The sequence below is a fragment of the Streptomyces sp. CNB091 genome (assembly GCF_000377965.1).
The window spans coordinates 1-25,704 of the sequence record NZ_KB898999.1; the positions used below are offsets into that span (position 1 = coordinate 1).

Annotated in this window: 24 protein-coding genes, 1 pseudogene and 1 CRISPR repeat array; of the genes and pseudogenes, 6 read left to right on the top strand and 19 right to left on the bottom strand. The window is 71.2% G+C overall.

Going from position 1 to position 25,704, the window contains the following annotated elements; translation table 11 throughout:
- Positions 1 to 8: 8 nt before the first annotated feature.
- Positions 9 to 1,466, bottom strand: coding sequence for an NF041680 family putative transposase (locus D581_RS0118145; protein ID WP_018957419.1), 1,458 nt, complete (start codon positions 1,464 to 1,466; stop codon positions 9 to 11).
- 140 nt (positions 1,467 to 1,606) lie between these two features.
- Here D581_RS0118145 and D581_RS1000000142155 point away from each other — a divergent pair.
- From D581_RS1000000142155 to D581_RS1000000141650, 3 genes and pseudogenes are all read left to right on the top strand, one after another.
- A pseudogene (locus D581_RS1000000142155) lies at positions 1,607 to 1,720 on the top strand (amidohydrolase family protein); the annotation flags it as partial.
- Between the two features lie 83 nt (positions 1,721 to 1,803).
- On the top strand, positions 1,804 to 2,550 hold the full coding sequence (locus D581_RS0118150) for a response regulator transcription factor (protein ID WP_026290637.1): 747 nt from the start codon (positions 1,804 to 1,806) through the stop codon (positions 2,548 to 2,550).
- A gap of 57 nt (positions 2,551 to 2,607) precedes the next feature.
- A complete protein-coding gene (locus tag D581_RS1000000141650; protein WP_199787812.1) occupies positions 2,608 to 2,772 on the top strand; it encodes a hypothetical protein in 165 nt (54 codons plus the stop codon).
- 23 nt (positions 2,773 to 2,795) lie between these two features.
- Here D581_RS1000000141650 and D581_RS0118160 read toward each other — a convergent pair whose 3' ends face one another.
- Together D581_RS0118160 and D581_RS0118165 are read right to left on the bottom strand one after the other, a co-directional pair.
- Positions 2,796 to 3,962: a serine hydrolase domain-containing protein gene (locus tag D581_RS0118160; RefSeq protein ID WP_018958637.1), complete on the bottom strand. Its 1,167-nt coding sequence runs from the start codon at positions 3,960 to 3,962 to the stop codon at positions 2,796 to 2,798.
- Between the two features lie 471 nt (positions 3,963 to 4,433).
- On the bottom strand, positions 4,434 to 5,321 hold the full coding sequence (locus tag D581_RS0118165) for an endonuclease/exonuclease/phosphatase family protein (RefSeq protein WP_026290638.1): 888 nt from the start codon (positions 5,319 to 5,321) through the stop codon (positions 4,434 to 4,436).
- A gap of 263 nt (positions 5,322 to 5,584) precedes the next feature.
- Between D581_RS0118165 and D581_RS0118170 the strand changes: the two genes are divergently transcribed.
- On the top strand, positions 5,585 to 7,249 hold the full coding sequence (locus tag D581_RS0118170; protein ID WP_018958639.1) for an MFS transporter: 1,665 nt from the start codon (positions 5,585 to 5,587) through the stop codon (positions 7,247 to 7,249).
- Positions 7,250 to 7,377: 128 nt separating this feature from the next.
- Positions 7,378 to 8,262 (top strand): TetR/AcrR family transcriptional regulator C-terminal domain-containing protein, encoded by an 885-nt coding sequence (locus D581_RS0118175; protein WP_018958640.1) that lies wholly within the window; start codon positions 7,378 to 7,380, stop codon positions 8,260 to 8,262.
- Between the two features lie 98 nt (positions 8,263 to 8,360).
- Here the strand turns inward: D581_RS0118175 and D581_RS0118180 are convergent, their stop codons facing one another.
- The 5 genes from D581_RS0118180 to D581_RS0118200 form a co-directional block, all read right to left on the bottom strand.
- Positions 8,361 to 9,344 carry an NAD(P)-dependent oxidoreductase gene (locus tag D581_RS0118180; RefSeq protein ID WP_026290639.1) on the bottom strand — a complete coding sequence of 328 codons (984 nt, stop codon included), beginning with the start codon at positions 9,342 to 9,344 and terminating at the stop codon, positions 8,361 to 8,363.
- A gap of 178 nt (positions 9,345 to 9,522) precedes the next feature.
- On the bottom strand, positions 9,523 to 9,993 hold the full coding sequence (locus D581_RS0118185; protein WP_026290640.1) for a PPOX class F420-dependent oxidoreductase: 471 nt from the start codon (positions 9,991 to 9,993) through the stop codon (positions 9,523 to 9,525).
- 53 nt (positions 9,994 to 10,046) lie between these two features.
- Positions 10,047 to 10,862: a YceI family protein gene (locus D581_RS0118190; RefSeq protein ID WP_018958643.1), complete on the bottom strand. Its 816-nt coding sequence runs from the start codon at positions 10,860 to 10,862 to the stop codon at positions 10,047 to 10,049.
- A gap of 262 nt (positions 10,863 to 11,124) precedes the next feature.
- On the bottom strand, positions 11,125 to 13,656 hold the full coding sequence (locus D581_RS0118195; protein WP_486585858.1) for an MFS transporter: 2,532 nt from the start codon (positions 13,654 to 13,656) through the stop codon (positions 11,125 to 11,127).
- 127 nt (positions 13,657 to 13,783) lie between these two features.
- Complete coding sequence (locus D581_RS0118200) at positions 13,784 to 14,296, bottom strand: MarR family transcriptional regulator (protein ID WP_018958645.1); 513 nt, start codon at positions 14,294 to 14,296, stop codon at positions 13,784 to 13,786.
- Between the two features lie 236 nt (positions 14,297 to 14,532).
- Between D581_RS0118200 and D581_RS0118205 the strand changes: the two genes are divergently transcribed.
- Positions 14,533 to 14,748 carry a hypothetical protein gene (locus D581_RS0118205; protein ID WP_018958646.1) on the top strand — a complete coding sequence of 72 codons (216 nt, stop codon included), beginning with the start codon at positions 14,533 to 14,535 and terminating at the stop codon, positions 14,746 to 14,748.
- 299 nt (positions 14,749 to 15,047) lie between these two features.
- Here the strand turns inward: D581_RS0118205 and D581_RS0118210 are convergent, their stop codons facing one another.
- The 11 genes from D581_RS0118210 to cas7e all read right to left on the bottom strand — a co-directional run bounded on the left by D581_RS0118210 (position 15,048) and on the right by cas7e (position 25,667).
- A complete protein-coding gene (locus D581_RS0118210) occupies positions 15,048 to 15,920 on the bottom strand; it encodes a hypothetical protein (RefSeq protein ID WP_018958647.1) in 873 nt (290 codons plus the stop codon).
- Between the two features lie 83 nt (positions 15,921 to 16,003).
- Positions 16,004 to 16,870: an RNA polymerase sigma factor SigF gene (locus tag D581_RS0118215; protein ID WP_018958648.1), complete on the bottom strand. Its 867-nt coding sequence runs from the start codon at positions 16,868 to 16,870 to the stop codon at positions 16,004 to 16,006.
- A 234-nt stretch (positions 16,871 to 17,104) separates the two neighbouring features.
- A complete protein-coding gene (locus D581_RS0118220) occupies positions 17,105 to 18,010 on the bottom strand; it encodes an RNA polymerase sigma factor SigF (RefSeq protein ID WP_026290642.1) in 906 nt (301 codons plus the stop codon).
- Positions 18,011 to 18,208: 198 nt separating this feature from the next.
- Positions 18,209 to 18,502: a Dabb family protein gene (locus D581_RS0118225; protein ID WP_003967684.1), complete on the bottom strand. Its 294-nt coding sequence runs from the start codon at positions 18,500 to 18,502 to the stop codon at positions 18,209 to 18,211.
- 10 nt (positions 18,503 to 18,512) lie between these two features.
- Complete coding sequence (locus tag D581_RS1000000141655; protein WP_018958650.1) at positions 18,513 to 18,677, bottom strand: hypothetical protein; 165 nt, start codon at positions 18,675 to 18,677, stop codon at positions 18,513 to 18,515.
- 354 nt (positions 18,678 to 19,031) lie between these two features.
- Positions 19,032 to 19,589, bottom strand: coding sequence for a Uma2 family endonuclease (locus D581_RS0118235; protein ID WP_018958651.1), 558 nt, complete (start codon positions 19,587 to 19,589; stop codon positions 19,032 to 19,034).
- 178 nt (positions 19,590 to 19,767) lie between these two features.
- A CRISPR array of direct repeats spans positions 19,768 to 21,444; the repeat unit is 29 nt; unit sequence GGGACCAACCCCGCACGCGCGGGGACGAC.
- A gap of 129 nt (positions 21,445 to 21,573) precedes the next feature.
- A complete protein-coding gene (gene cas2e / locus D581_RS0118240; protein WP_018958652.1) occupies positions 21,574 to 21,939 on the bottom strand; it encodes a type I-E CRISPR-associated endoribonuclease Cas2e in 366 nt (121 codons plus the stop codon).
- Complete coding sequence (cas1e, locus tag D581_RS0118245; protein WP_018958653.1) at positions 21,936 to 22,895, bottom strand: type I-E CRISPR-associated endonuclease Cas1e; 960 nt, start codon at positions 22,893 to 22,895, stop codon at positions 21,936 to 21,938. The genes cas2e and cas1e overlap by 4 nt, the downstream gene beginning before the upstream one ends.
- Positions 22,892 to 23,626 carry a type I-E CRISPR-associated protein Cas6/Cse3/CasE gene (gene cas6e, locus D581_RS0118250; protein ID WP_018958654.1) on the bottom strand — a complete coding sequence of 245 codons (735 nt, stop codon included), beginning with the start codon at positions 23,624 to 23,626 and terminating at the stop codon, positions 22,892 to 22,894. Before cas6e ends, cas1e begins: the two co-directional genes overlap by 4 nt.
- Positions 23,626 to 24,414, bottom strand: coding sequence for a type I-E CRISPR-associated protein Cas5/CasD (cas5e, locus tag D581_RS0118255; RefSeq protein ID WP_018958655.1), 789 nt, complete (start codon positions 24,412 to 24,414; stop codon positions 23,626 to 23,628). The genes cas6e and cas5e overlap by 1 nt, the downstream gene beginning before the upstream one ends.
- The gene (gene cas7e / locus D581_RS0118260; protein WP_051114606.1) at positions 24,411 to 25,667 is read right to left on the bottom strand and encodes a type I-E CRISPR-associated protein Cas7/Cse4/CasC; all 1,257 of its coding nucleotides are present in this window, start codon (positions 25,665 to 25,667) and stop codon (positions 24,411 to 24,413) included. Before cas7e ends, cas5e begins: the two co-directional genes overlap by 4 nt.
- Between the last annotated feature and the right edge of the window lie 37 nt (positions 25,668 to 25,704).

The following is a 25,704-nucleotide window of genomic DNA, read 5'->3' on the forward strand; positions in this document are numbered from 1 at the left end:
CTTGATCTTTAACCTGTGCGGCGTGGACGTGGGTCCGTTGACTTCTTCGTTCGTCGTTTCGCGGAGCCTGGTTTGCCGACCGTGTGCACGTCGTGGCGTGGGGTGGGCCGGGTGTTCTTGCTTCCGGGGGGCCGGCCAGGTCCGGGGCGGGAGGCTTTCGGTGCTCCGGCTGGGCAGTGGGCCTTCGGGCGGAGGTGCCGAAAGTCGCGGCGGACGCGGGCAGGGGTGAGCCTGTCGGGCGGGGCCGGTTTTTCCCACGGACGCCGGAGGTCGGCTGCCAGCGGACGGGCGAGACGTAGCTGGGTGAAGACCGCGAGGATCAGCCAGGTCCAGCGGTCGGCTGCTTCGGGGGTGCGGATCTTCGGGCAGGTCCAGCCGAGTGTTTGCTTGAACAGGCGGAAAGTGTGCTCGATGTCGAAGCGTCGCAGGAATGTCTGCCAGAGCATGTCGACGTCGGACTCACAGGCGTCGGTGCCCGACCACCACAGCCAGACGGGCTTCGGTGTGGCGCCGCTGGGAAGGTGCTCGACGTGCAGGCGGATCACGGTGCCCTCGATGACCGGCAGTGCACCGAGCTGGGAAGTCCAGGCCGAACGGTGGGTCAGTCGAGGATGGAGTCGGTCCCAGGCCCTGGCGGTGGCCGTTCCGTAGAGGCGGGTTGTGGTCATCGTCTGCGCGTCGGGTGTGCCCCAGGTGGCCGGGTCGCCGAAGACGAATTCGCCGCCATGACGAGGAGGGCGGCCGCGGGTGCCGGGCTCGCGGGGTGGGACCGCGCGTCGCAGGACGCGGTCCGAGCGCATGCGTCCCAGTACCTGCACCGGGAGATCTTTCAGGAGGAAGGCCAGGCGGGGAACGTCGTAGCCGGCATCCACCACGACCAGGATCTCCGGATCGCCGTCCGTCCACTGCCCGGCCGCGACCAGTCGCTCGACGAGCTCGCGCATCTGCCGGGCCGTGACAGTGGCAGCGTCGTCACCCGGCGCCAGACGTAGTGCGTCCAGCGGTGCGGTCCAGGAACTGCGGCCCGTCTCAAGTGCGCAGATCACCGAGTAGGGCCAGCCGGGAACGGGAATGTGCTGGTCTTTTCCTCGTCCGTAGGTGTGGCACAGGATCCGCTGTGGCGAGGTGTGCGCGCTGGGTCGCAGCCAGCAGGTGAGGTCGGCGGCCAGGACCAGCCGGCCGTCCGCCGCCCGCGGCAGAGGCACCGCGGCCAGGGCCCTTCGCAGCCGGGCCACATCGACCCGGCCCGCAGACAGGGCATCGTAGAGCCCGCCGTGCCCGCGACGGTGTTCACCGACAAGGGACAGCTCTACCAGCGACCGGACCGGACCGTCCGCGCACAACACCGCGTCCGCGAGTTCGAACAGTGCGTCCGCACGCTTGGTCAGACAGGAGTAGAACTCACCCCGGAAGCGTGACAGTCCCGCAAACGGATCCTGCCGGACAGCGTGATGCGACAGACTCATCCTCACGGCCTTCGTGCTGAGCTTGTGTGTTCCTTGGTCGGATCACATGCTCAGCCGAAGGCCGCCTGCACGCCCGGCAGTTACCGATCCGAGTGATCAAGTACGACGAACCGTTCGGATCTCTAGGTTAAAGATCAAGCTACCCGTACCTTCATCAGCTCCAGGCGCTGGAGCGGCTCGGGCTGGGGGATGAGTGGTTGCGGGCGGTCTGTCATGGGAACGCCGCCGCGTTGTTCCCCGCTCAGGGAGCCTAGAACCCGCGCCGCGCGCCGCTTTCTCAGGGAATTCACAGGAACGGGTCAGGTTTCTCTCACGGGTGGCTCACAGAGTGGTCCCCATGACGACGACGACCTCGCCCCAGGGGCGTACCGAACTGCTCAGGCCGGACCGTACCCCCGTGCGGGTCCTGGTCGTGGACGACGAGGCTCCGCTCGCCGAGCTGCTCTCGATGGCCCTGCGGTACGAGGGGTGGGAGGTGCGCAGCGCCGGGGACGGGGCCGGGGCCGTCCGGGCCGCGCGGGACTTCCGCCCGGACGCCGTGGTCCTGGACGTGATGCTCCCGGACATGGACGGGCTGTCCGTGCTGGGCCGGCTGCGGCGCGAGTACGACGACGTGCCGGTCCTCTTCCTGACCGCCCGGGACGCCGTGGAGGACCGGATCGCCGGGCTCACCGCGGGCGGCGACGACTACGTGACCAAGCCGTTCAGCCTGGAGGAGGTCGTGGCCCGGCTGCGCGGGCTCATCCGCCGCTCGGGCTCGGCCGTCGCCGCCGGCCGCACCGAGTCCACGCTCGTCGTCGGGGACCTGGTGCTCGACGAGGACAGCCACGAGGTGAGCCGGGGCGGGGACGCGATCCACGTGACGGCCACCGAGTTCGAGCTGCTGCGCTTCCTGATGCGCAATCCGCGCCGGGTGCTCAGCAAGGCGCAGATTCTCGACCGGGTCTGGAACTACGACTTCGGCGGCCAGGCCAACGTCGTGGAGCTCTACATCTCCTACCTCCGCAAGAAGATCGACGCCGGGCGCACGCCGATGATCCACACCCGGCGCGGTGCGGGCTATCTGATCAAGCCCGGTGAGTAGGTGAGTAGGTGAGTAGGTGAGTGGGGCCCGGGGCGGTGTGGGGGTGTTGCGGCGGCCGTGGACGCTGCGGACGCGGCTCGTCGTGTCCGCCGTCTCGCTGATCGCCGTCAGCCGGTGCGGCTGTTCGGGCTGAACGACTACACCTGGGTCACGGCCGCCGTCGACGGGCAGAACGCGGCCGGCTACCAACTCGCCCCCGGCGAGCGGGCGATGGCGATCTGAGGACCGGGCGTACGCGGCCGGGCTCAGAACCCGGCCGCGTACGTCCAGAAGTCCCGCATCACCTGCGGAGCGGCGGGCCCGGCCATCTCCAGCTGGGTGAGCAGGACGGCGACGGTGCCCGTGGACGGGATGACGTGGGCCGTGGTGCCGGTGCCGCCGATCCAGCCATAGCGGCCGAGGACGTTCCAGGGGGCCGCGATCTCGATGTCCACCGCACCGCCGAACCCCCAGCCCTGCCCCTCCGTGAACAGCCCGCTCTCGGCGCGCTGGTCCGGGGTGAGGTGGTCGGTGATCATCTGGCGGACCGACTCGGCGGCCAGCACCCGGTGGCCGCCGTCGTTCAGCCCCCCGGCGAGCAGCATCCGGCCGAACGCGGCCCAGTCGTCGACGGTCGAGACCAGGCCGCCCGCGCCGGACGGGAAGGCGGGCGGGCTGCTCCACTGCCCGTCCGGGGCGTCGACCAGCACCGGATCGCTTCCGCTGTCCGCCCCGGCCCGGTAGTAGCCGGTGAACCGGTCCAGCGCGGCGGGCTCCACGGCGAACCCGGTGTCCGTCATGCCGAGGGGCTCGAACAGCCGCTCCGCCAGATACACGGGCAGCGGGCGGTCGGCGACCCGGGCGATGAGGACGCCGAGGATGTCGGAGCACGTGTTGTAGAGCCAGCCGTCGCCCGGCTGGTGCAGCAAGGGGATGCGGGACAGAGCGGCCATCCAGGCGTCCGGCGCGAGGACGGTCTGCGGCTGCGGCGGGCCCTGTCTCAGCTCGGCGAACAGCGGGGCGACGGCCGGGAGCGAGAAGTCGGAGGGGAAGCCGTAGCCGGCCCGGAAGGTCAGCAGGTCCAGCAGGGTGATCGGGCGGACCGCCGACACCACGTCGTCGACCGGGCTCTGCGGCGTCCGTACGACCAGGGGCGCGGCCAGCTCGGGCAGCCACGCCGCGACCGGGTCGGCGGGGGCGATCAGGCCGTCTTCGACGAGCGTCATGGCGGCCGCTGCCACGATCGGCTTGGTGATCGAGGCGAGACGGAAGACCGAGTCCCGCCGCATCGGCGTGGACCCGGCGAGGCCGGACGTACCGGCCGCGGCCACCTCGGTCCTTCCGTCCCGGGCGACCAGGGCCACCGCGCCCGGCATCGACCCCTCGGCGATGTGGGCGTCCAGCAGTTCGAGCAGGGTCGTGGTGGTGGTCATGGGTCGTCCTTCGTCCGGTACCGCGTGTGCTGTCGGAGGCCTGCCCTCCGGGGGGCGCCCCGCGGCGCGCGACCGCGGGTGGTGGACCGGGCGCGGCCCTCGGACAGGAGGACGCGCGCCGGCCGTAAAAGGAGGCATGCGGGCCGAAAATGATGACTCCCGGCCCGCCCGGGACTCATCGGCCCGGTTCCGGGTGGTGTGGGCCGAGGTCGTGGGGCATCGGCTCGGTTCCGGGGCTCATCGGCCCGGCTCTCCGGGTCTTGCCGGGCCCGGCGCCCCTTCGTCTCCGGGCGACGGCGACCGAGCCCGTGGGCATCGGCCCCATTCCGGCCCCGTTCCGGCCCCGTTCCGGCCCGTGGGCCCCGTCGTCCGGGCTCGTCCGGCCGGGCTCGACCGCCCGACCCCCGTCGGTGGGCTCGTCCGTCCGACCCCCGTCGTCCGGGCTCGTCCGTCCGACCCCCGTCGGTGGGCTCACCGGCCCCTTCCTTCCCGTACCAGCAGGTCCGCCACCACCGGCCGATGGTCGGAGGCGATGCTCTCCGGCACCCAGGCCCTCCGCACCGCGATCCCGGCTCCCGGCCCGCCCTTCGACACCGCCACGAAGTCGATCCGCTTGACCGGGTTCCCCGCCGGGAAGGTCGGCGCGCCGGGGTCGGCGTCCGTCAGTTCCCGCCAGAGCGGGGCCAGTTCGGGGGCGGCCGGCTCCGCGTTGAAGTCGCCGAGCAGGATCCGCGGGCCGCGGTCCTCGGCCATGATCCGCCGGGTGTCGGCGACCTGGGCGACGCGGACGGCAGGATCCGGGCGGTAGTCGAGATGGGTCACGTACACGTGCACGGGCAGCCCTCGCACCCGTACGACGACCTCGCCGAACCCCGGGGCGGGAGCGGGGGCCGGGTTCGGGTCCTGGGTGGAGAGTCGGGTGATCTCGTGGTTCTCGGCGCTCACGATCCGGTGCCGCGACAGCACGGCCACCCCGTACTCCGCCCGGGGGCCGCCCGGTCGGGCCGGGTCCAGGCTGTAGATCGGGGCGAAGGAGACGTGCATGCGCAGTCGCCGCGCCAGCTCTCCCGCGAGATCCCGCCACTCGCTGCGGGCGCCCCAGTGCCGGTCGACCTCCTGAAGGCCGATCACATCCGCGTGGAGCGAACGGAGTTCGGCTGTCAGGCGCTCCAGGTCGAAGGCCCCGTCCACGCCCGTCCCGGCGTGGATGTTGTACGTGGCGACCCGCAGCCGCACGTCCCCGCGGGAAGGGGGGTGGGTCGTGGTGACGGCGGCGGCGGGCGGCGCGACGAGCGCACCCAAGAGGGATGCGGCGAACAGAAGTTGAGGGATACGAGAGGTACGGCGACGCAGCGACATGGCTCTCCAACCGGCCGAAAATCGCGCACTTTGTCAGGTCAGCGTCGAGAACCGTACCGTCCGGCCGCCGCGCGGGCCCCACCGGCGCGGCCGGTCCGTTGGCGCGGAATTGACTTGTACGTTGTACAGGACGCGCCATACGCTGTATATCAACGGTCGACGACCTGTCGTACGCCGCCGCACAGCGCCGAGCTTCGCGTGCCGTATGTCCACTCCGGAGCGGGCTGTCACCGCACCGGACCCCCGGAGCCCAAGGAGTCCGCATGACGGCACCCGCCGCACCACGACCAGACCTCGCCCGTCAGGGGCATCCGCAGCGCTGGCTGATCCTCGGCGTCATCTGCCTGGCCCAGCTCACGGTGCTGCTCGACAACACCGTCCTCAACGTCGCGATCCCCTCCCTCACCTCGGAGCTGGACGCCTCCACCGCCGACGTGCAGTGGATGATCAACGCCTACTCACTCGTCCAGGCAGGGCTGCTGCTCACCGCGGGCAGCTCCGCCGACCGCTACGGGCGCAAGAAGATGCTGATCGTGGGCCTCGCCCTGTTCGGCGTCGGCTCGCTCGCGGCCGGGCTCTCCCAGTCCTCGGGCCAGCTCATCGCGGCCCGCGCCGGGATGGGGGTCGGCGGCGCTCTGCTGCTCACCACGACGCTCGCCGTCGTGGTCCAGATCTTCGACGACGCCGAGCGGGTCAAGGCGATCGGGATCTGGTCCACGGTCTCCTCCCTCGGCTTCGCGGCGGGTCCGCTGTTCGGCGGGTTCGTCCTCGACCACTTCTGGTGGGGCGCGATCTTCCTCATCAACATCCCGGTCGCCCTGATCGCCCTGGCCGCCGTCGCCCGGCTCGTACCGGAGTCGAAGAGCGGCCAGGGAGAGCGGCCTGACCTGCTGGGCGCGCTGCTCTCCACGATCGGCATGACCGCCGTCGTCTTCGCGATCATCTCCGGGCCCGAGCACGGCTGGGCGTCCGGCCAGGTGCTGCTGACGGCGTCTATCGGAGTCGCGGTGCTGGCCGGATTCGTGCTGTGGGAGCTGCGCGTTCCCCACCCGATGCTCGACATGCACTTCTTCCGGAACCAGAAGTTCGTCGGCGCGGTGGCGGGGGCCCTCCTGGTCGCCTTCGGGATGACCGGATCGCTCTTCCTGCTCACCCAGCATCTTCAGTTCGTCCTCGGTTACGGGCCGTTGGAGGCGGGCCTGCGGACGGCTCCGATGGCGCTCACCGTGGTCGTCCTCAACCTCATGGGCCTCGGCGCGCGCATGGTCCAGAAGCTCGGCACGCCCGCCGTCATCGCGGCGGGGATGAGCTGCCTGGCGGCCGGTCTCGCCGCGATCGCGGTGCTCGGTGGGGGCGACGGCGGGTACGGCGGCATGCTGTTCGGCCTGGTCGTGATGGGTGCGGGCGTCGCCCTGGCGATGCCCGCGATGGCCAACGCCATCATGAGCGCGATCCCGCCGGAGAAGGCCGGGGTGGGCGCGGGGGTCAACGGCATGCTCGCGGAGTTCGGCAACGGGCTGGGGGTCGCGGTGCTCGGCGCGGTGCTGAACGCGCGCTTCGCCGCTCTCGTGCCGGCCGCCGTCGGCGCCGCCTCGCTGCCCGCGGCCCTGGCCGCCGCCGACGGCCCCGCCGCCCGGGAGCAGATCAAGGACGCCTTCGCCTCGGGCCTGGAGGTCAGCCAACTGGTCGGCGCGGTCGCGGTGCTGGCGGGCGGGCTGCTCGCCGCGCTGCTGCTGCGCCGGGCCGAGCGGGCGGAGACGACGCCGGCCGGGGCTGCGAAGGCGCCGCGGGACGACGCTGCGGAGACGCCGGTGGCCGACGCGACGAAGGCCGCAGTCGGGACGGCCGGGGCTGCGAAGGCCGATGCTGGGAAGGGAGAGGCCGGGACGGCGGTGAACAGGGCAGACTCGTCGGGACCGGCGGCATAGCATCGGACCGGACGGACGTACCGGACCGTCAGCATCCGGTACGCCGTCCTTCCGGTAGGACGGCTCGGTCCCGCCCTTCCGGCAGGACCACTCGGAAGAGTGTCCGCGCAAGACGAGGAGAGTGCGCCATGGTGTCCGAGTCCGACCGCGCGTCCGACCGCGATCCCGACCGCGATCCCGACCGAAATGCCGTGCCCGAGCCTGGGCCGGGGTCCGGTGCCGGGGGCGGACCCGGGACGGGGGCCGAGACCGACCCGGCGAACAACGCCGCGCGGACCAGCGTATGGCTGGACCGCCGGGCCCCCTCGCGCTCGCGCAGGACCGAGTCCCCGGTGGGCCTGGACCGCAACCGGATCACCGAGGCGTCGGTGCGGCTGCTGGACGCCGACGGACTGGCCAAGTTCTCGATGCGCCGGCTCGCCGCCGAGCTGGACGTCACCGCGATGTCCCTCTACTGGTACGTCGACACCAAGGACGACCTGCTGGAACTGGCGCTCGACTCGGTCTACGCCGAGATCGCCCCGCCCCGCGAGGACGCCGACTGGCCGGACCGGCTGCGGGAGTTGGCCCGCAGCTACCGCGAGCTCCTCGTCCGCCACATCTGGATCTCCCCGCTGGCCGGGACGTTCCTCAACATCGGCCCGAACTCCATGCTGTTCTCGTACGCCGTCCAGGACATCGTCCGGGCCACCGGGCTGCCCCTGGAACGGCAGACGGGCGCCCTCTCGGCGGTCTTCCAGTTCGTGTACGGATTCGGCACCGTCGAGGGCCACTTCAAGGCGCGGTGCGACGCGACCGGACTGACCCAGGACGAGTACCACCAGCAGGCGATGAGCACGATCAGGGCGCAGCCGCACATGCGGCAGATCACCGAGGCGTCGGACGAACTGATGGCGGCCCGGGGCGGGAAAACGGTCGAGGAGATGCGCGAGCGGGACTTCGTCTTCGCGCTGGACCTCCTGATCGCGGGCATCGAGGCGGTGCGCGACCGTACGGGCTCGCCCGCCCCGTAACCGCTTCTCCGAGGAGCGCTCAGTAACGCGTAACGCGTAACGCGTAACGCGTGCCCCGTGTGCCACGTTACTGAGCGTTCGCCGGCCGTTCGCCGGCTTCAGTACCCGCGCCCCGCGTCCACCGTCAGCTCGGGCCTGCGGCCCGCGGTCACGGCCTCCCAGCAGGCGGTGAAGTCGACGGAGACGTCCTCGTCGGTGGTGATCCCCGAGGAGTGCGCGGTGATGACCGTACGGGGCAGCTTCCACACCGGGTCGCTGCGCCCGGCCGGTTCCTCCGGCAGCACGTCCAGCACCGCCCGCCGTACCCGGCCGTCGCGCAGCGCGGTCTCCAGCGCCCCCATGTCGACGGTCGCGCCCCGCCCCACGTTGACGAACGTCGCCCCGCGCACCGCCGCGAACCGGGCGGCGCCGAAGAAGCCCTCCGTGGCCCCGGTCAACGGCAGTGTGGAGATCACCCAACGGGCCTCGCCCAGCACCTCGTCGTCCTCGGCGGCCCCGATCACGCGGTCGAAGCCGGGCACCACCCGGGCGGTGCCGGGCGCGGGCCCGGACCGCGTCGTGCGGGCGACGCCCACGGTGCGTACCCCGCAGGCGCCCAGCAGCCGCGCGACGGCCGCGCCGATGCGGCCGGTCCCGTAGATCAGGGCGGTCTGCCCGGCGACGAGCTCCGAGGGGAGGCGCTCCCAGTGCGCGCGGGCGTGCAGGGCGGTGAACTCCGGTACGGACTGGCACTCCGCGAGCATCCAGGCCAGGACGTACTGGGCGATCCGCTCGCCCATCCGGCCCACGGTCCGGGTCAGGAGCGCCGAGCCGGGCCAGGGACCCGCGGCGAACAGCGGGTCCGTCCCCGCGTTGACGCTGTGGAACCAGAGCAGCCGGCTCGTCCGCAGCGCGTGGGGCAGTGTCTCGCCCACACACAGCAGGGGCGCGTCGGACGGCGGCGGGACGTCCTCCAGCGGCTGCGCGTCCCGCCCGGTGAGCCGCTCCAGTTCCCGTACGAGTCCGCCGCCGAGCGAGGATGCGACCAGCAGCCGGGCCTTCGCGAGGGCGTCGGGCGAGGGCAGCGGGGTCGGCACGGGTATCCCGCACGCGAGGAGCGAGTGGGGCTGCCCCGGAACGGGCGCCGGCGGGACGGGCGCCGGCGGGACGGGCGCCGGCGGAACGGGCGCGGACGGGACCGGCCCGGCGTTCCCGTTCTCCGTGCCCTCCATGCCCTCTGTGCCCTCCGTGCCCTCTGTGGCTTCTCCGGTCATCGCGCGGTCAGCTCCCCGGGGCCAGGTGGGCCGGGAAGCCGCCGGTGGCGACGGGGCCCCAGCGCTCCGGGGTGACCCGGATGATCGATTTGCCCTGCTTCACCATCGCCGCCCGGTACTCGTCCCAGTCCGGGTGCTCACCCGAGATGTTCCGGAAGTACGCGACGAGCGGCTCGACCGAGTCCGGGGCGTCGATGACCTCCGCCGAACCGTCGACCTGCACCCACGGCCCGTCCCACTCGTCCGACAGCACGATCACGCTGACCCGTTCGTCGCGCCGCGCGTTGCGGGTCTTGGCGCGCTCGGGGTACGTCGACATGACGATCCGCCCCGCGTCGTCCACGGCGCAGGTCAGCGGGGAGCCCTGGGGGCGGCCGTCGGCCCGGGTGGTGAGCAGGACCGCCCGGTGCCGGGGGCGTACGAACGCCAGCAACTCGTCGAGCTCCACGGCGGTGTTGGTCGCGATGTTCGGTGCCATGCCCACCACCCTACGACCGGGCCGGGCCAGGGCCGGGGCAGCCTCGTCGAGCGCTAACCGGGCAGCGCCTCGCCCTGGACCGCCTGGATGTCCAGTTCCACGCGCAGGGTCGTTCCGATCGCGGAGATGCCCGCCTGGACGACCTGGTTGTAGTTCATCGCGAAGTCGGCGCGGCGCAGTTCGGCGGTGGCGTGGAAGGCCGCGCGCACCCCGCCCCACGGGTCGGGCCCGGTGCCGAGGTAGCTGAGGTTCAGGTCGACGGGGCGCGAGACGCCGTGCATGGTCAGTTCGCCGTGCACGGTCCAGCGGTCGGGTCCCGTCGGGTCCAGCGCGGTGGAGCGGTAGGCGATCTCCGGGTACCGGTCCACGTCCAGGAAGTCGGGCGAGCGCAGGTGCTTGTCCCGCATCTCGTTGCCGGTGTCGATGCCGGCCGCCCTGATCACCGCCTCGACCCGGGAGCGGGAGACGTCCTCGGCGATCTCGATCCGGCCGCCGAAGTCGGTGAAGCGGCCGTGCACGCTGGAGATCCCCAGGTGCTGGGCGACCGCGCCGACCGAGGAGTGCGCGGGGTCCAGCGACCAGACGCCCGGCGGTGGCAGCTCCACCCCGCCCTGGCGGGCCAGCACGATCTGGCCGCCCTCGATCCGGCCGCTCGCGGTGACGAGGGCGGTGGAGGCGGCGGGCGCGTACCCGACCGCCGTGACGATCACCGTGTACGCGCCGGCCGCCAGGGAACCGTCCGTCCGGACGGCCCCGTCCTCGTCGGCCGCGGCGCGCAGCACCTGGGCGCCGGTCATGTCGGTGACGGTGACGACGGCGTGCTGGACCGCCCAGCCGTCCCGTGTCCGTACCTGTGCGCGAAGTCCCATCCCGTATCTCTCTCCTAGCTCGATGACCCGCGGCCGGCCCGAAGGGACCCGGGGCCACATGGGTCGGGCCCCGGGGCGGTCACGGCAGGCCGTCCCCTGCTCGCCGTACCCGCCACCGGGGCCCGTTTCCACCCGGTCGTGACAGCCTCTCCGCTGGAAGTGCCGTCCGACCAGGGGTCTTCGCGATCCCTTCACGTGCTCGCGCGCATCGCTATAGGTGCACGCGCGACAGGCGCGGGCGCGCCCGTGTCGTGGGGATCGATCACTCGCCCGGGTGGGCGAGCTCGATGTCGTGCCCGTCGACTCCCGGGCCGCTCACGGTCAGCGATCCGGCCACCGGCGGGTAACCGGTCGCGATGACCGCGTACTCGCCCGCGTCCAGGTCGGTGAAGGCGTACGCCCCGTCCTCGCCGGTCGTCGCGGTGGCGACCACGTTGCCCGCCGCGTCGATCAGCGTGACCCGTGCGTCGGTCAGCGGGCTCCGGGCGGACCCGGCCCGCACGACGCCCCGGACCAGCGCACCGGTCCGCAGCGCGGCCTCGACGCGGGTGACGCCCTGGCCGCCGATCTCCACGGGCAGCGCCAGCGGACGGAAGCCGGCGGCGTTGACCGCGACGGTCACGGAGCCCGGGATCAGCTCGCCGAAGGCGAACTCCCCGGACGGGCCGGACGCGCCGGTGGCCAGTACGTCGCCCCGGACGTCGGTCACGACGACCATCGCGCCGTCGACGGGTGCGCCGGACTCCACGGCCTTGACGTTTCCGGCCAGTCCGCTCGTACCGGAGAGCAGGATGTCGAAGGCCAGCGGCTCCTCGCCGACGACCACCGTGGACGCCTGCGGCTGGAAGCCGTCGGCGGAGGCGATCAGCACGTAGCTGCCGGAACCGGGGGCGTCCAGGGTGTAGCCGCCGTCGGGCCGGGCCACGGAGCGGCCGAGCTGCCGGCCGCCCAGCGAGATCAGGGTGACGGCGGCGCGGGCGACCGGAGCGCCCTCCGCGCCACGCACCACACCGTGGACCGGGGTGCCGCCCTGTACGCCGCCGCTGTCGACGGTGTCGTACGAGGTCGAGATCGAGGTCGAGGCGGGGGCGGGGGCGGAGGCGAGGGCGGGGTCGGAGGCAGAGACGTAGGAGGTGTCCACCGAGGTGACCCCGGCCGCGCCCTCGGAGACCGGACCGGTGGCCGCGCCGACGGCGGCGGGTACGGGGGATACGGGGGCCTCGGCTGTCTCGACGGCGGCGGAGGCGTTGGCCGGGGCACCGGCGGAGGCATCGGCGGAGGCGTCGTTCGCCACGCTGCTCTTCAACGCGACCTCCTTGATGAAGAGCGTCACGACGAAGGCGACGAGCGCGGCCGGGGCGGCGTACAGGAAGACGTCGCCGACGCCGTGCCCGTACGCGGCCTCCATGACCAGGCGCAGGGGCTCGGGCAGCTTGTCCAGGTCGGGGATGCCCCCGCCGCCGGTACCGCCGTGGCCGAACGCCGCACCCTCCGGGCCGAGGTCGGCGATGCCGTCCTGGACGTAGTGGGTGACCCGGTTGCCCAGGACCGCGCCGAGCGCGGAGACGCCGATCGCTCCGCCGAGGGAGCGGAAGAACGTGACGACGGAGCTCGCGGAACCGAGGTCCTCGGGGGCGACCTGGTTCTGGGTGGCGAGGACCAGGTTCTGCATCATCATGCCGATGCCGAGGCCCATGACGAACATGTAGACCGCGACGTGCCAGTACGCGGTGTCGTACCGGATCGTGCCGAGCATCCCGAGCCCGGCCGTGACCAGGAAACCACCGGTGACCAGCCACGCCTTCCAGCGCCCGGTCTTGGTGATGACCTGGCCGGAGATGGTCGAGGAGAGGAAGAGACCCGTGATCATCGGGATGGTCATCACACCGGACATCGTCGGCGACTTGCCGCGCGCCAGCTGGAAGTACTGGCTGAAGAAGACGGTGCCCGCGAACATCGCGATGCCGACGAACAGCGAGGCGATCGAGGCGAGGGTGATGGTGCGGTTGCGGAAGAGGCGCAGCGGGATGATCGGCTCGGCGGCCCGCGACTCGGCGAGGACGAAGAGCAGGCCGAGCAGGACGGAGCCCGCGACCATCACGCCGCTCTGCCACGACAGCCAGTCGTACTTGTCGCCCGCGAAGGTCACCCAGACCAGCAGCAGGGAGACGGCGGCGCTGATGAAGAACGCGCCGGTCCAGTCGACCTTGACGCCCTCGCGCTTGACGACCGGGAGCTTCAGGGTCTTCTGGAGCACGATCAGCGCGATGATCGCGAACGGCACGCCCACGTAGAAGCACCAGCGCCAGCCCATCCAGCTGGTGTCGGTGATGACGCCGCCGAGCAGCGGGCCGCCGACGGTGGCGACGGCGAAGACCGCGCCCAGGTAACCGCTGTAACGGCCGCGCTCGCGCGGGGCGATCATCGCGGCCATGACGATCTGCGCGAGGGCGGAGAGACCGCCGACGCCGATGCCCTGGACGACCCGGCAGGCGATGAGCATGCCGCTGCTGGTCGACAGACCGGCGACGACCGAGCCCAGGACGTAGATGATCAGGGCTATCTGGACCAGCAGCTTCTTGCTGAAGAGGTCCGAGAGCTTGCCCCAGAGCGGGGTGGTGGCGGTCATGGCCAGCAGCGAGGCCGTCACGACCCAGGTGTAGGCGCTCTGGCCGCCGCCGAGGTCGGAGATGATCTCGGGCAGGGCGTTGGAGACGACCGTCGACGACAGGATCGCGACGAACATGCCGAGCAGCAGCCCGGCCAGCGCTTCCATGATCTGCCGGTGTGTCATCGGCGTGCCGTCGGGGGCGCCGGAGGCGGAGGCGCCACCGTGCCCTCCGTGCTTGGCGTGGCCGCCCCGCACACCGGTGGGTGTGGTCGTAGCCATTGAGTTCCTTATCCGTGCGAATTTGCTTCTGTTACACAGGTGTACGGGTGTGAGCCTCGTCGCCGAGACCGGTCCTGCACTCGCCGGTGTGACGTCCGGGGGCGCAGCCGCCGGATCCGCGACAGGCGAAACTGTCGCGCAGCCGGGACAGCAGCGCGATGAGCCGGCCGACGTCGTCGTCGGACCAGTCCTGGAGGTTGTGGGCGAACACCTCGGTGGTCCGCCGGGTCAGTTCGTCGAGCTGCTCGTGCCCGCCGGGGGTCAGCCGCAGGATGCGGGACCGCTTGTCCGCCGGGTCCGGAGACCGTTCGATCCAGCCGCGATCGGCCACATGGGCCACGTGGCGGCTGGTCACCGACATGTCCACGGACAGCAGCTCGGCAAGCCGGCTGATCCGCATCTCGCCGTGCCGGTCCAGGAGGGTCAGTACGGCGGCGGATCCCGCGGGGCATTCGTGGGGCAGTGCGCGGGCGAGCCCCCTTTTGACGGCCCCGACGGCGCTGAGCTGCCGGGCCAGTTCCTCGTAACTATTCCGTGCGGCCACAGGAACCCCCAGCACACTCACGACCATGTTGTTGCTTAGGGCAACGATAGAAGCCGTTGGTTGCTACAGGCAAACGAAAACGGCCTTGCAGAAGTAAAGGAACGCAAAAGCCTCCGTAGGGTCCGGGTCAAGCCCGTCCCCCGGCTGCGGCGACGCAGGTCGGAGGGGGGCGCGGGGTGGCTGCCGGGTGGCCCGGGGGTTGGGCGGTGGGCCCGAGTTCGCTAGGGTCCTGCCCCATGGCACACAACCCCCACGCCCCTCAGCCGGGCCCCGAGGGCACCCCTGACCCGGCGGGCAGCACGCAGATGTTCCGCGCCTTCGTCGACGAGGGCGAGCCGCAGCGCCGGCAGCAGCCCGCGGCGACCTCTTCCGGGCCGAAGGCCGGGGTGATCGCGGCGGTGATCGCGGTCGTTGTCGTCCTCGGCGCGGTGGCCTGGCTCGCCCTGGGCTGACCCGCGCTCGCACGGGGCCGCCCCGGAACGGTGCGGGGCAGGCCCACGGCAACACGAGCGGGCAGGCCCGCAGCAGCACGACACGACGGCGCGACACGTACGAGAGCGCGACGCGTACGACCGTACGATCTGGCCGCACGGGGGACGGGAAGCGGAGCCGCACACTGCCGGCCGCCGCTCCACCTCCGGGCGGCCTTCGTGCGTACCCGGACGGCTTTCGTGCGTACCTGGACGGCTCTCGTGCGTACCCGGACGGCTCTCGTGCGTAGCGGGCTCTATCCCCGCCCCGTCCGGTCAGGTCACTTCCACACGGCAGACACGTCCTGTGTCTCGACGCGCATTCCCAGCGGGACCCGCCAGGACTCCACGCAGACGGTGTACGTCTTCGAGCGTGCCGAGCCCGCGCCGATCGGGGCGGGCAGGGGCTGCGACGAGGTGATGGTCGCCCAGTCGACGCCGAGGGCGCCGATGATGTGGGTGGCGAAGGTGACGGTCCCCGAGCGCGCCGGGGAGCCGCCGGTGTTGCGGAACTTCACGGTCACCTTCTCGCACCACCGTTGGTCCGCCGCCTCGCGCTGCGGTGCGCTCAACGTCAGCGCGGCCGGGGTCGCGGGCGGAGCGGGAGGTTCCGGGGCACCGGGGGTGCCAGGGGCGCTGGGGGTGCCGGTGCCGGGTTCGCCGTCGCCAGGAGGCGAAGGGGTGCCGGGCCCGCTGCCCGGCTTCGAGGGGTTCGCGGGTTTTGAGGGGCCCGAGGGCTTCGCGCCAGGCCCGCCGGGCGAACCGCCCCCCTGACCGCCCTGCGTCTCCGTACGCGCCCCGCCGGGACCGCCCTGGGCGCGCCCGGGCCCACTCGCGCCCGGGGAGGAGGGCGCGGACGAGGGACTGCCGTCCCCGCGACCGCCGGGCCCGCGCTCCCCGCTGCCGCTCTGGCTGCCGTTGTGGCTGCCGCCGTCCCCGTCCAGCGGGACCAGCGTCACCTTGCCCGAGGGCTTCCCGTCGCCGCCCGCGGGCCCGTCACCGCCCTCGGCGGCGGCGCCCACGGCCACGTACCCGTCGTCGCCCGGTCCGCTCCCGCAGGCGGCCAGGAGGCCGCCGCCCAGACACAGAGCGGCCGCCGAGGCGACGATGACGGTGCCTCGGCGGCGGGTGGTGCCGCATGTCTGACGTCGCATCGCGTCAGTGTGGCTGACGCCCCGTCAAATCTGAACCCCGGTGCAGGGGCCGGCGGAGTCCGGTCGAACTCCGCCGACCGGCGTCAGTCCGCGATGAGCCCTTCCCTGAGCTGCGCGAGCGTGCGGGTCAGCAGCCGGGAGACGTGCATCTGGGAGATGCCGACCTCCTCGCCGATCTGCGACTGCGTCATGTTCGCGAAGAACCGCAGCATGATGATCTGGCGTTCGCGCGGGGCGAGCTTGGCCAGCAGCGGCTTGAGCGACTCGCGGTACTCCACGCCCTCCAGCGCCGAGTCCTCGTACCCGAGGCGGTCGGCGAGGGAGCCCTCGCCGCCGTCGTCCTCGGGGGAGGGGGAGTCCAGGGAGGAGGCGGTGTAGGCGTTGCCGACGGCGAGGCCGTCGACCACGTCCTCCTCGGAGACCCCGAGCGCGCGGGCCAGCTCCGGCACGGTCGGCGACCGGTCGAGCTTCTGCGCGAGCTCGTCGCTGGTCTTGGTCAGGGCGAGCCGCAGCTCCTGGAGGCGACGGGGGACCCGCACGGACCAGGAGGTGTCGCGGAAGAAGCGCTTGATCTCGCCGACGACGGTGGGCATCGCGAACGTGGGGAACTCGACGCCCCGTTCGCAGTCGAACCGGTCGATCGCCTTGATCAGGCCGATCGTACCGACTTGGACGATGTCCTCCATCGGTTCGTTGCGGCTGCGGAACCGCGCCGCGGCGTACCGCACCAACGGGAGGTTCAGTTCGATCAGTGTGTCCCGTACGTAGGTCCGCTCCGGACTGTCCGTTCCCTCGGGGCCCGAGGCGGGGCCGAGCGCGGCGAGCCGCAGGAACAGGGAGCGGGACAGCGTGCGGGTGTCGATGGCTTCCGGCGAGCTGGTGAGCACGGCGGGTGCCGGCACGCTCTTCGTGAGCGTGAGCACCTTCGAGCTGCCCTGTTCTTCGGACATGCCACCCCCTTGAGGTCGCGGACGGTCGCGGTGACCGCGACCATCGGAGGAACGCAGCCTCCACCTGAATACCGGAGGCGGGGCTGCGGCAAACGCGCTTCGAGCAGAATGTCACATGTCGGCAACGCGCTGTAGTGACATGTCGACAAGTCAGCGCCAAATCCGCCCTGGAAACAGGGGGTGTAGCCCTTTTATGCCGTCAGAACTGCTCTCTGGACGGTCTACCCGTTCCGGTTACGCCTCGATCCTGTTTGCGGATCTCAGTCGGGCGAAACTTCTGGCGAGAAGCCTTGACACATGCATCTGGGAGACGCCCAGTTCCGCGCTGATCTGAGACTGGGTCAAGTTGCTGTAGTAGCGCAGGAGGAGGATGCGCTGCTCGCGCTCGGGGAGCTGGACGAGGAGGTGCCGGACGAGATCGCGGTGCTCGACACCCGCGAGCGCGGGGTCCTCGTAGCCGAGACGGTCGAGGAGCCCGGGCAGACCGTCACCCTCCTGGGCGGCCTCCAGGGAGGTGGCGTGGTACGAACGCCCCGCCTCGATGCAGGCGAGCACCTCATCCTCGGAGATCTTCAGCCGCTCGGCGATCTCGGCGGTGGTCGGGGACCGGCCGTGGGCGGTCGTCAGGTCCTCGGTGGCGCCGGTGACCTGGACCCACAGCTCGTGCAGCCGGCGGGGGACGTGGACGGTGCGCACGTTGTCGCGGAAGTACCGCTTGATCTCGCCGACGACGGTGGGCATCGCGAACGTGGGGAACTGGACCCCGCGGTCCGGGTCGAACCGGTCGATGGCGTTGATCAGGCCGATGGTGCCGACCTGGACGACGTCCTCCATCGGTTCGTTGCGGCTGCGGAACCGCGCCGCGGCGTACCGCACGAGGGGGAGGTTCGCCTCGATGAGGGCGGCCCGGACCCGCCCGTGCTCCGGAGTGCCCGGCTCCAGGTTCTTGAGCTGGCCGAAGAGGACCTGGGTGAGCGCCCTGGTGTCGGCGCCGCGGGTCCTGGCGGGCGTGACGGAAGGGTCCGGGGTCTCGGTCTGGATGTCCTCGGCCCGGGCGGTTGGGCCGGGCTGGACGTTCTGGACGGTCTGGGTCGTCTGGACCGTCTGGGGAGGCACTTGAGGCGCTGTACTGGCCGGCACGGTGACGCCACCCCTTCGCGGTCAACTACGGTCAACTCATCCGTCAAAAGCGGTCATAGCATCACAAGACATGTCCACTGTGTGCAAGCACCTCATAGTGCCGTGTTGAGGTCATAAGGGTTTAAACCGAACAGAGAAACCCCTCGCCCAAGGGGCGAGGGGTTGCGGGAACCGGACCGAATCGGTGCCGGGGAAGGATCAGAAGGGGTAGTCGGCGATCACCCAAGTGGCGAATTCCCGCCACTGTCCGGCGGCGGCCTGGTGGGCCGGGTGCTCGATGTACCGCTTGAGCGCGTCCTCGTCGGCGACGGCGGAGTTGATGGCGTAGTCGTAGGCGATGGGCCGGTCGGTGATGTTCCAGGCGCACTCCCAGAACTCCAGCTCCGGAACCTGTCCCTCCAGCTCCCGGAAGGCCCGGTCCCCGGCGACCACCCGCGGGTCGTCCCGCTCGACGCCCTCGTTCAGCTTGAAAAGGACCAGGTGGCGGATCATCGCGCTACTCCTACTTCACCAGCTCTGACATGAAGTCACCGACGCTCTGCGCGGCGGTGGAAATGCCTTCGAACCCTACCTGGACCAGCTCGGCGGCCCGCTGCGGAGAATGGATGATCGTGTACAGCACGAAGACCACCACTATGAAGATGATGATCGTCTTTGCCTTGGCCACAATCCTGCCTCCCCGTCGACCCCATGTGCGATCGGGCGATTGTATCCGCACGGATGGCCGTATCCGGTGGCCGTTTTCGATCACTGATGCGCCTTTTAAGGACCTACGTCCCCACCATCGAGGCCTTTCGCCCGACCGCGCGGCTCCTGCCGCCCGGCAGGATGGATACCGAGCCCAACGGGACCAGGCAGGACCCGGAGGGCCGGAACAGGGCCTCTCTGTGGGGTCACCGCCGCGCGATCCCCCCTGACCGCGGCGGAGGACCAGCAGGCCCTGTTCTCACCGGGGGAAGCGGCTTGTCCCCCCGATGCAGCTTCCCCCGACCTGACTTTCTCGACGCGTTCACGCCGCCGATCAGACGAGCCCGCTCGTGTCGATGTCGAGGTCAAACGGCGAGGGAAGCCGCACGACGGCCCCAAATGGGTAGGGGCCCTCCACGTGGGTGTATCCCAGCTTCTGCGGCTCCGAGAAGAGCGTGATGCTGCGATCGACGCGGTCGACGAGCAGGTACAAGGGCGCCCCGTACTCGGCGTACCTACGTCGCTTGACGACCCGGTCCGTCTCCGCGTTCGACTCGGATGTCACTTCTACGATCAGCAACGTCTGGTCGGGAACGAGGGCGCTGCCGCCTTTGGCGAGATCCTCCGGCACAACCGCGATGTCCGGGACGTACCAGTTCGAGGACCCGGGCAGGTCCAGATTCCCGGACCCTTCCACGCACCCGAGCTCGTCAACCCGCCTCTCGATCTGGCGGCGTACGAGCTTGGCAGCGCGCTCGTGGTCCCACGTCGGTGACACCGGTTCGATGATCCCCTCAATGATCTGGACACGGTCCCCGCGAATGCGCTGCACGGCGAACTTAAGGGCGCGCTCGGCGTCGATGCCTTGGCTGTAGTCCGGAGCACTGGTCATTACATCCTGCTTCCGTCAAGGTCCAAGACAGGGTTGTCACGCACCCCGCCGAGGTGGCGTGCAACCAGCGGGTTTGCAGGAATCACGCCTGTCACCCGTTCGAGGGCTCTGCGAGCTGACGATCACCCCCTCACGCGCGGGGAGGACCCCACCATCGGGACCGGTGGTCTGTGTCGCCGGGAACAACCCCGCACGCGCGGGGACCACTGAAAGGGCACCACAGGCACGATCCCCAGCGGGGGAACAATCCCGCACGCGCGAGGACGACATAATGCATCCTTCGAGAATGCATTTCTAGCAGGGAACAACCCCGCGCGCGCGGGGACGACACCCTGGACTACGACACCGCCTACGCCCTCGTGGGACCAACCCCGCACGCGCGGGGACGACCGACCCGGCCTGGAGGCGCATCATGTAGGACCGGGACCAACCCCGCACGCGCGGGGACGACATCAACCGCATGCTGGTCATCGCCAACAGCCCGGGACCAACCCTGCACGCGCGGGGACGACGAGGTCATCGAGCGCACCTGGGGCCGCGCCCCGGGACCAACCCCGCACGCGCGGGGACGACTCGGGCGCGGGGTACTTGCTGGGGGTCGGACGGGGACCAACCCCGCACGCGCGGGGACGACTGCGGAGCTTCTCGGCCTCCTCGGCAGCAAGGGGGACCAACCCCGCACGCGCGGGGACGACCAGTGGACCGAGCCCGGCAAGGGACCGGGCCGGGGACCAACCCCGCACGCGCGGGGACGACCAGCAGACCGTCGGCGCCCTGCATCACGGCGACGGGACCAACCCCGCACGCGCGGGGACGACCCGGCCCTGGACCTGGGCGTGATCGACGAGGCGGGACCAACCCCGCACGCGCGGGGACGACCTCATCCTCTCGTCCCTGCTCTCGTACCCGGGGGGACCAACCCCGCACGCGCGGGGACGACCGGCGACGACCGGGGCGACGAACGAGACGAACGGGACCAACCCCCGCACGCGCGGGGACGACTGCTGGGCGGGCCCGCTGTGTGTGGTCGGTCAGGGACCAACCCTGCACGCGCGGGGACGACGGGTCATGCGTGCTCCAGATGAGGGTGGTTGAGGGACCAACCCCGCACGCGCGGGGACGACAGGATCCGCACGTTCTCCGTGAACGCGATCAGGGGACCAACCCCGCACGCGCGGGGACGACGTCCCGCAACGCCTTGTCGATGACGAGTTGCTGGGACCAACCCCGCACGCGCGGGGACGACTGATCGATTCCCGTGTTCCGGCGGGCCCGGGGGGGACCAACCCCGCACGCGCGGGGACGACCGCCGCGCCGGCAACGACGGCACGGAAGCCGAGGGACCAACCCCGCATGCGCGGGGACGACCCGGACGCCGACGACCGCCCCATGGAGGGCGGGGGACCAACCCCGCACGCGCGGGGACGACCGCCGCGCCGGCAACGACGGCACGGAAGCCGAGGGACCAACCCCGCATGCGCGGGGACGACCCGTCGACGGTGCCGCCGATGAAGATCAGCAGGGGACCAACCCCGCACGCGCGGGGACGACGGCCTGGCGTTCTTCGCCGCCTCGGTCGGCCTGGGACCAACCCCGCACGCGCGGGGACGACCCGGACGCCGACGACCGCCCCATGGAGGGCGGGGGACCAACCCCGCACGCGCGGGGACGACGGGCGGGTACAGCAGCCAGGCCCTTCCGGGCGGGGACCAACCCCGCACGCGCGGGGACGACACCGCCTTCACGCGCTTGCGCAGCGAGTCCGTGGGACCAACCCCGCACGCGCGGGGACGACCAGGAAACCGTGCGGGGCGAGGACCGGGACGCGGACCAACCCCGCACGCGCGGGGACGACAGTCACTGACCTGGCGTTTTATACGGGCAGGAGCCTGTTTTTACCCACTTCTTTTGATTCGGGCATAAGGAATCTTTCTGGCCTGCGGTGTACGCCGACCTGACCCTGCCCCTGCCCTCCACGCCGCACCTACCTCCCGCCCCCGAACCGCCGTCGCTTCGACGCCTTGCTCCAGCCCTGGCGGGGAACATCGGCCGCCGCGCTCCCCGCCCGCGGGGCATGGGTGCTCGGGCGGTGGATCAGGGTGAGGCCCTCGTGGTCGGTCGGGTGCCAGGTGTGGTCGTGGGTCTCGAAGGCGTAGCCCTGCTCGTTGTCCGTCTGGTAGGCGAGCAGGGCGCGGCCCTGGCCGGCGTACTCGCGGACTTCGGCCCACAGGAGGTCGCGGATGCGGGTGGACGGAGCGCCGAGGAAGACGCCCGGGGAGATCTCCAGCAGCCAGCGGGTGAGGAAGCCCCTGAGGCCGACCGGGCAGTTGGTGAGGACGATGACGGTCACCAGATGAACTCGTCTCCGTGGTTGCGCCCGCCCTCGACCATGACGTCTCCGTCGGACTGGAGCGTCACCCGGTCCGATGACGTGCTGAGCGCCTCGGCCGTGTCGCGGGTGCCGTCGTAGCCGAGCAGGTCCTTGATGTCCCGGACACAGCGGTCGAGCAGGCCCATGCGGTTGATGCGGTCCCGGAGCATGCGGCGGGTCCGGGCCGCGATGTCGTCCACCCCCTCGACTGCCGCGTCGAAGGCAGCGGGAATGGCGATGTCCGTCTTGTAGAAGTCCGCGACGTCCATGACGAACGAGCGTTCGTGGCCGGAGTGGACGAACCCCAGCCCCGGCGAGCAGCCCAGGGCCGCGACGACGGAGTGGGATACGCCGTACATGCACTGCGCGGCGGCCGTTACGGCCTGGTTGGGGGCATCCCCCGCAGAGAAGTCGTCACGGTGGTACTCACGCTTGCGCCAGGGGACGCCCGTACGTTGGGACTCCCGTCTGTAGCACTCCCGCAGCCGCGTGCCCTCCTTGCCGAGGAGTTCCTTACGGGTGAGGCCTGTGGTGTCCTCGCCCGGAAACCGCAGCCGGTACATGGCGCGTGCCACGTCCAGTCGGGTGCGCCGGTTCGCCCAGGCCGTGGCCTGTGCCTCGATCAACCCCGAGGAACGGGTGAGCGCTCGGCCCCCCGCGTAGTACCGGACTCCGTGCTCGCCGACCCACGCCACGCCGGCACCGCTGTCGCCGAGGAGCGCCATCGCCTGGTGGGTGACGCGGGTGCCCGGACCGAGCAGGAGCGTGCCGATGGTGGCGGACGGGATGTGCGTGACGCCGTCCGCGTCTTCGGCGGTGATCGCGTTGGAGTCCCGGTGCACCGTGCACCGTTCCAGGTAGACGAACGAGAGCCGGTCACCGACCCGGGTGAGCTCGCGAGGCGTGGAGGCCCTCCTACGGCCGACCGTGCTCACCCTTCTCCCCTCCCCAGTACCGGGGCCAGTGTCATCAAGCCGCAGCCGTACGCCTTGGCCTTGCCCAGGCCGTGGGTGAGCGTGCGGCGGAGAAGGTCCGGATCCGTGACGCGCAGACGCCCGTCGAAGGTGACCTTGGTGATCTGTACGTCGCTGTTCCCGCGCGTCGGCTCCGCCGTGCGTCGGAATTGAAGCGGAATCCGGTCGCGGACGATCAGTTCGTACTCGTCGCCCTCGGGCAGCAGACGTTGTTCCGCCGGCTTGCGAACGACCTCGAAGCCGGCCTTCTCCTGCCGCTGCAGCAGCCATTCCATCTGGTGCCGCGGGGTCTGGTGCGCGGCCCGCTTCGTCCGCTCCCCCTCCTTCACGTACGCGTGGCGCACGTTGTGCACGGGGTTCGCGGTGAGCCTGAAGCCCCAGGTGTCGTTCGGGTGGAGCGCGGTGAGGAAGTCGGCGTACGCGAACGTCGTCCATCCGGGTTCGTCCGAGGCGGGCCAGCCCGCCTGCTCGACCAGGTGGGTCAGGTCGGGGCGGCTGGGGCTGACGATGTAGAGCAGTGTCTCGGAGGTTCCGTTGCGGTCCACCCGCCACAGCACCCGGGGCCCTGATCCGTCGCGGGAGGGCGGAGTGGGAAAGGAGGCGTTCACCGCGCCGTGCACGCGGTGCGGTGAGCCGAGCAGGCGGCGGCCCTCTGACCGGCCGGTGTTCACACGGAATCGGGTGAGGTACATCAGTCGGTCCTCGTTGCGGCGGGCGTGACGGGCGTGACAGGCGTGACAGGCGTGAGTAGAGCTGTGGGTTCATGTGGTGGCCGTGCCGACCGGGCCCCGGAGGCCGTGGGCACGCTGGTCTCGGTCGTCCGCACGCCCCGCAGCCCGTACCGGCGGTGGCGCGGGTCAAAGCTCACCGGGAGATCCCGCAGGGTGATGTCCGGCAACCGGCCGGGGGCGGGCGGGCTGTCCAGCAGGAGGTCCAGGCGCACCTCGGCGGGCGGTGACTGGCCTCGGCGACGGAACGAGGTGAGACGGTGGTTCCGGTACCAGCCGGAAGCCTCCCACGGCGCTTCCCTGAGGGTCTGCTCCAGCTCTCCGTCCAGCGGCTCCGCGATTGTCACCGGCTGCGATGGCGGGCAGGAACGACGGCCCAGGTAGGGCAGGAACACCGGCTCCAGCAGCGCCTCGTACAGCCGCTGTACGAGCCCGGCCTCACCGCTCACCCCGGCCACGAACACCGCGTCAGCGAGGTAGAAGCGCTCCGACAGCGGCATCGCCTTGAGCGTGTCGCTGTGGTGCGCCGTCTGGAAGTCGCGCAGCCGGGTGCCCGGTTGGTCGATGCGGACACCGAACTCCAGCGCCGCGAGGTCGGTGAGATCGGCGTCCCGTCTGCGGCCCTGGGCTGCGGCGAGAAGGCCGATGACGCCGCTCTTGGTCGGCGCGTTCTCCGTGGTGCGGCGGGTGAAGCGGGCCGCCGATCCCCAGGACTGGAGGGGGCCCGCGAGCCGCAACAGCAGCACGGTCATGCCCCGGGCTCCGGCACGAGGCCCGAGGCGCCCCTCGCGCCGGGGACGCCGGTGGCATGCCCCGTGCCCTCCGGCGCTACCCGGGCGACGACGGCGTCTCCCACAGCGGCCAGCAGCTCGGGCAGGCTCACGGACTGGCCCAGCGCCTCCAGAGCCTTCGTCTCCTTGCCCACCCGGACGACCCAGCCCTCCGGGCCGTCGGAGAGGCCGAAGCTCGTCTCCAGGTCCGGCACGAACGCGGCCAGCTTCTTGCAGCTCCCCGTGAGGAAGCCGCCTTCGCTGCCCATGGCCACCGGCTCCTCGAACGCGGCCACGTAACTGACCGGCCGCCGGGAGCGGAGCTTCACGATCACCGCGGCGGGCAGGGTCTGGTTGCCGAAGGAGTTGATCTTTCCGGTGGGGAGGGACGTGATGAAACCTTCGAGGAACGCCGTGACAGCCCGCCGCGTCGGCTCCACAGGCCGGGCATCGTCGTGCCCGGCGCCCAGATTCTCCTGGAGGCGGTTCACGTCCAGTGCGGCATAGCGGTAGAGGGTGGCGGAGTTGAAGTCGACGGTGCCGATCATTCCGGCGCCGGTTTCAGCGTTCGTGTTCTTGTCGTCGACCGCTGTGTAGTAGTCCGATTCCACCTCCACCGCATGCACGCTCAGCGCATGGGCGACCTGGGCCGCCGCGTCCACATTCAGATCGGTCGAGTCCGCGACCATGCGTCCGAACAGGGCGATGTCCACGGAGTGTTCGGTGAGAACGAGCTGCTTGACCCGCGACTTGTTCTCCTTGTCCTTGAAGAAGTCCTTGAGCGCCTTGACGTCGCCGCCCTTCCCGCCCTCGATCGTCATCGCGGCCAGGGCGTCGTACTGCCGGCCGCTCAGGAACATCAGGTAGGCGGATTCCGCGGCGGGATCCTCCATGTCCTGCTTGCCCTTGCGGGCGGGGACGACTTTCGAGCCGGTCGCCGTGGTGATGGTCTCCGCCGCCAGGCTCTGAGCGGCGGCACGCGACAGCGACGGGTCCAGATCCAGGATCCGGTCGGCGAGGACCTCCACGACCTTCTTGGTGCGAATGCCGAGTTCGGATGGGTCGAGCAGCTCCGCGAACGCCGTACGGGTCGCCCGCTTCCATGCCTGGCTGGACACGCGGGAGCGCCGCACGCCCCCGTACGTCGCCGATTTCGGCGTCCCTGTGTCGTCGCGATTCAGGTTGCTCGGCGGAACGGTCTGGAGAATATGAATGTCGAGAATCGTCCGGTTCAGGGCCACGCGTGCTCAATTCCTTTGATCGTCGTCGTGC

Coding starts and splice junctions, on each gene's coding strand:
- D581_RS0118195 (WP_486585858.1), bottom strand. CDS start 13,656: ATGACACACCGGCAGATCATGGAAGCGCTGGCCGGGCTGCTGCTCGGC.
- D581_RS0118175 (WP_018958640.1), top strand. CDS start 7,378: ATGGTGTCCGAGTCCGACCGCGCGTCCGACCGCGATCCCGACCGCGAT.
- D581_RS0118235 (WP_018958651.1), bottom strand. CDS start 19,589: ATGACCAGTGCTCCGGACTACAGCCAAGGCATCGACGCCGAGCGCGCC.
- D581_RS0118185 (WP_026290640.1), bottom strand. CDS start 9,993: ATGGCACCGAACATCGCGACCAACACCGCCGTGGAGCTCGACGAGTTG.
- cas5e (WP_018958655.1), bottom strand. CDS start 24,414: ATGACCGTGCTGCTGTTGCGGCTCGCGGGCCCCCTCCAGTCCTGGGGA.
- D581_RS0118160 (WP_018958637.1), bottom strand. CDS start 3,962: ATGACCACCACCACGACCCTGCTCGAACTGCTGGACGCCCACATCGCC.
- D581_RS0118215 (WP_018958648.1), bottom strand. CDS start 16,870: ATGTCCGAAGAACAGGGCAGCTCGAAGGTGCTCACGCTCACGAAGAGC.
- D581_RS0118225 (WP_003967684.1), bottom strand. CDS start 18,502: ATGATCCGCCACCTGGTCCTTTTCAAGCTGAACGAGGGCGTCGAGCGG.
- D581_RS0118210 (WP_018958647.1), bottom strand. CDS start 15,920: ATGCGACGTCAGACATGCGGCACCACCCGCCGCCGAGGCACCGTCATC.
- D581_RS0118190 (WP_018958643.1), bottom strand. CDS start 10,862: ATGGGACTTCGCGCACAGGTACGGACACGGGACGGCTGGGCGGTCCAG.
- D581_RS0118170 (WP_018958639.1), top strand. CDS start 5,585: ATGACGGCACCCGCCGCACCACGACCAGACCTCGCCCGTCAGGGGCAT.
- cas6e (WP_018958654.1), bottom strand. CDS start 23,626: ATGTACCTCACCCGATTCCGTGTGAACACCGGCCGGTCAGAGGGCCGC.
- D581_RS0118165 (WP_026290638.1), bottom strand. CDS start 5,321: ATGTCGCTGCGTCGCCGTACCTCTCGTATCCCTCAACTTCTGTTCGCC.
- D581_RS0118150 (WP_026290637.1), top strand. CDS start 1,804: ATGACGACGACGACCTCGCCCCAGGGGCGTACCGAACTGCTCAGGCCG.
- D581_RS0118145 (WP_018957419.1), bottom strand. CDS start 1,466: ATGAGTCTGTCGCATCACGCTGTCCGGCAGGATCCGTTTGCGGGACTG.
- D581_RS0118205 (WP_018958646.1), top strand. CDS start 14,533: ATGGCACACAACCCCCACGCCCCTCAGCCGGGCCCCGAGGGCACCCCT.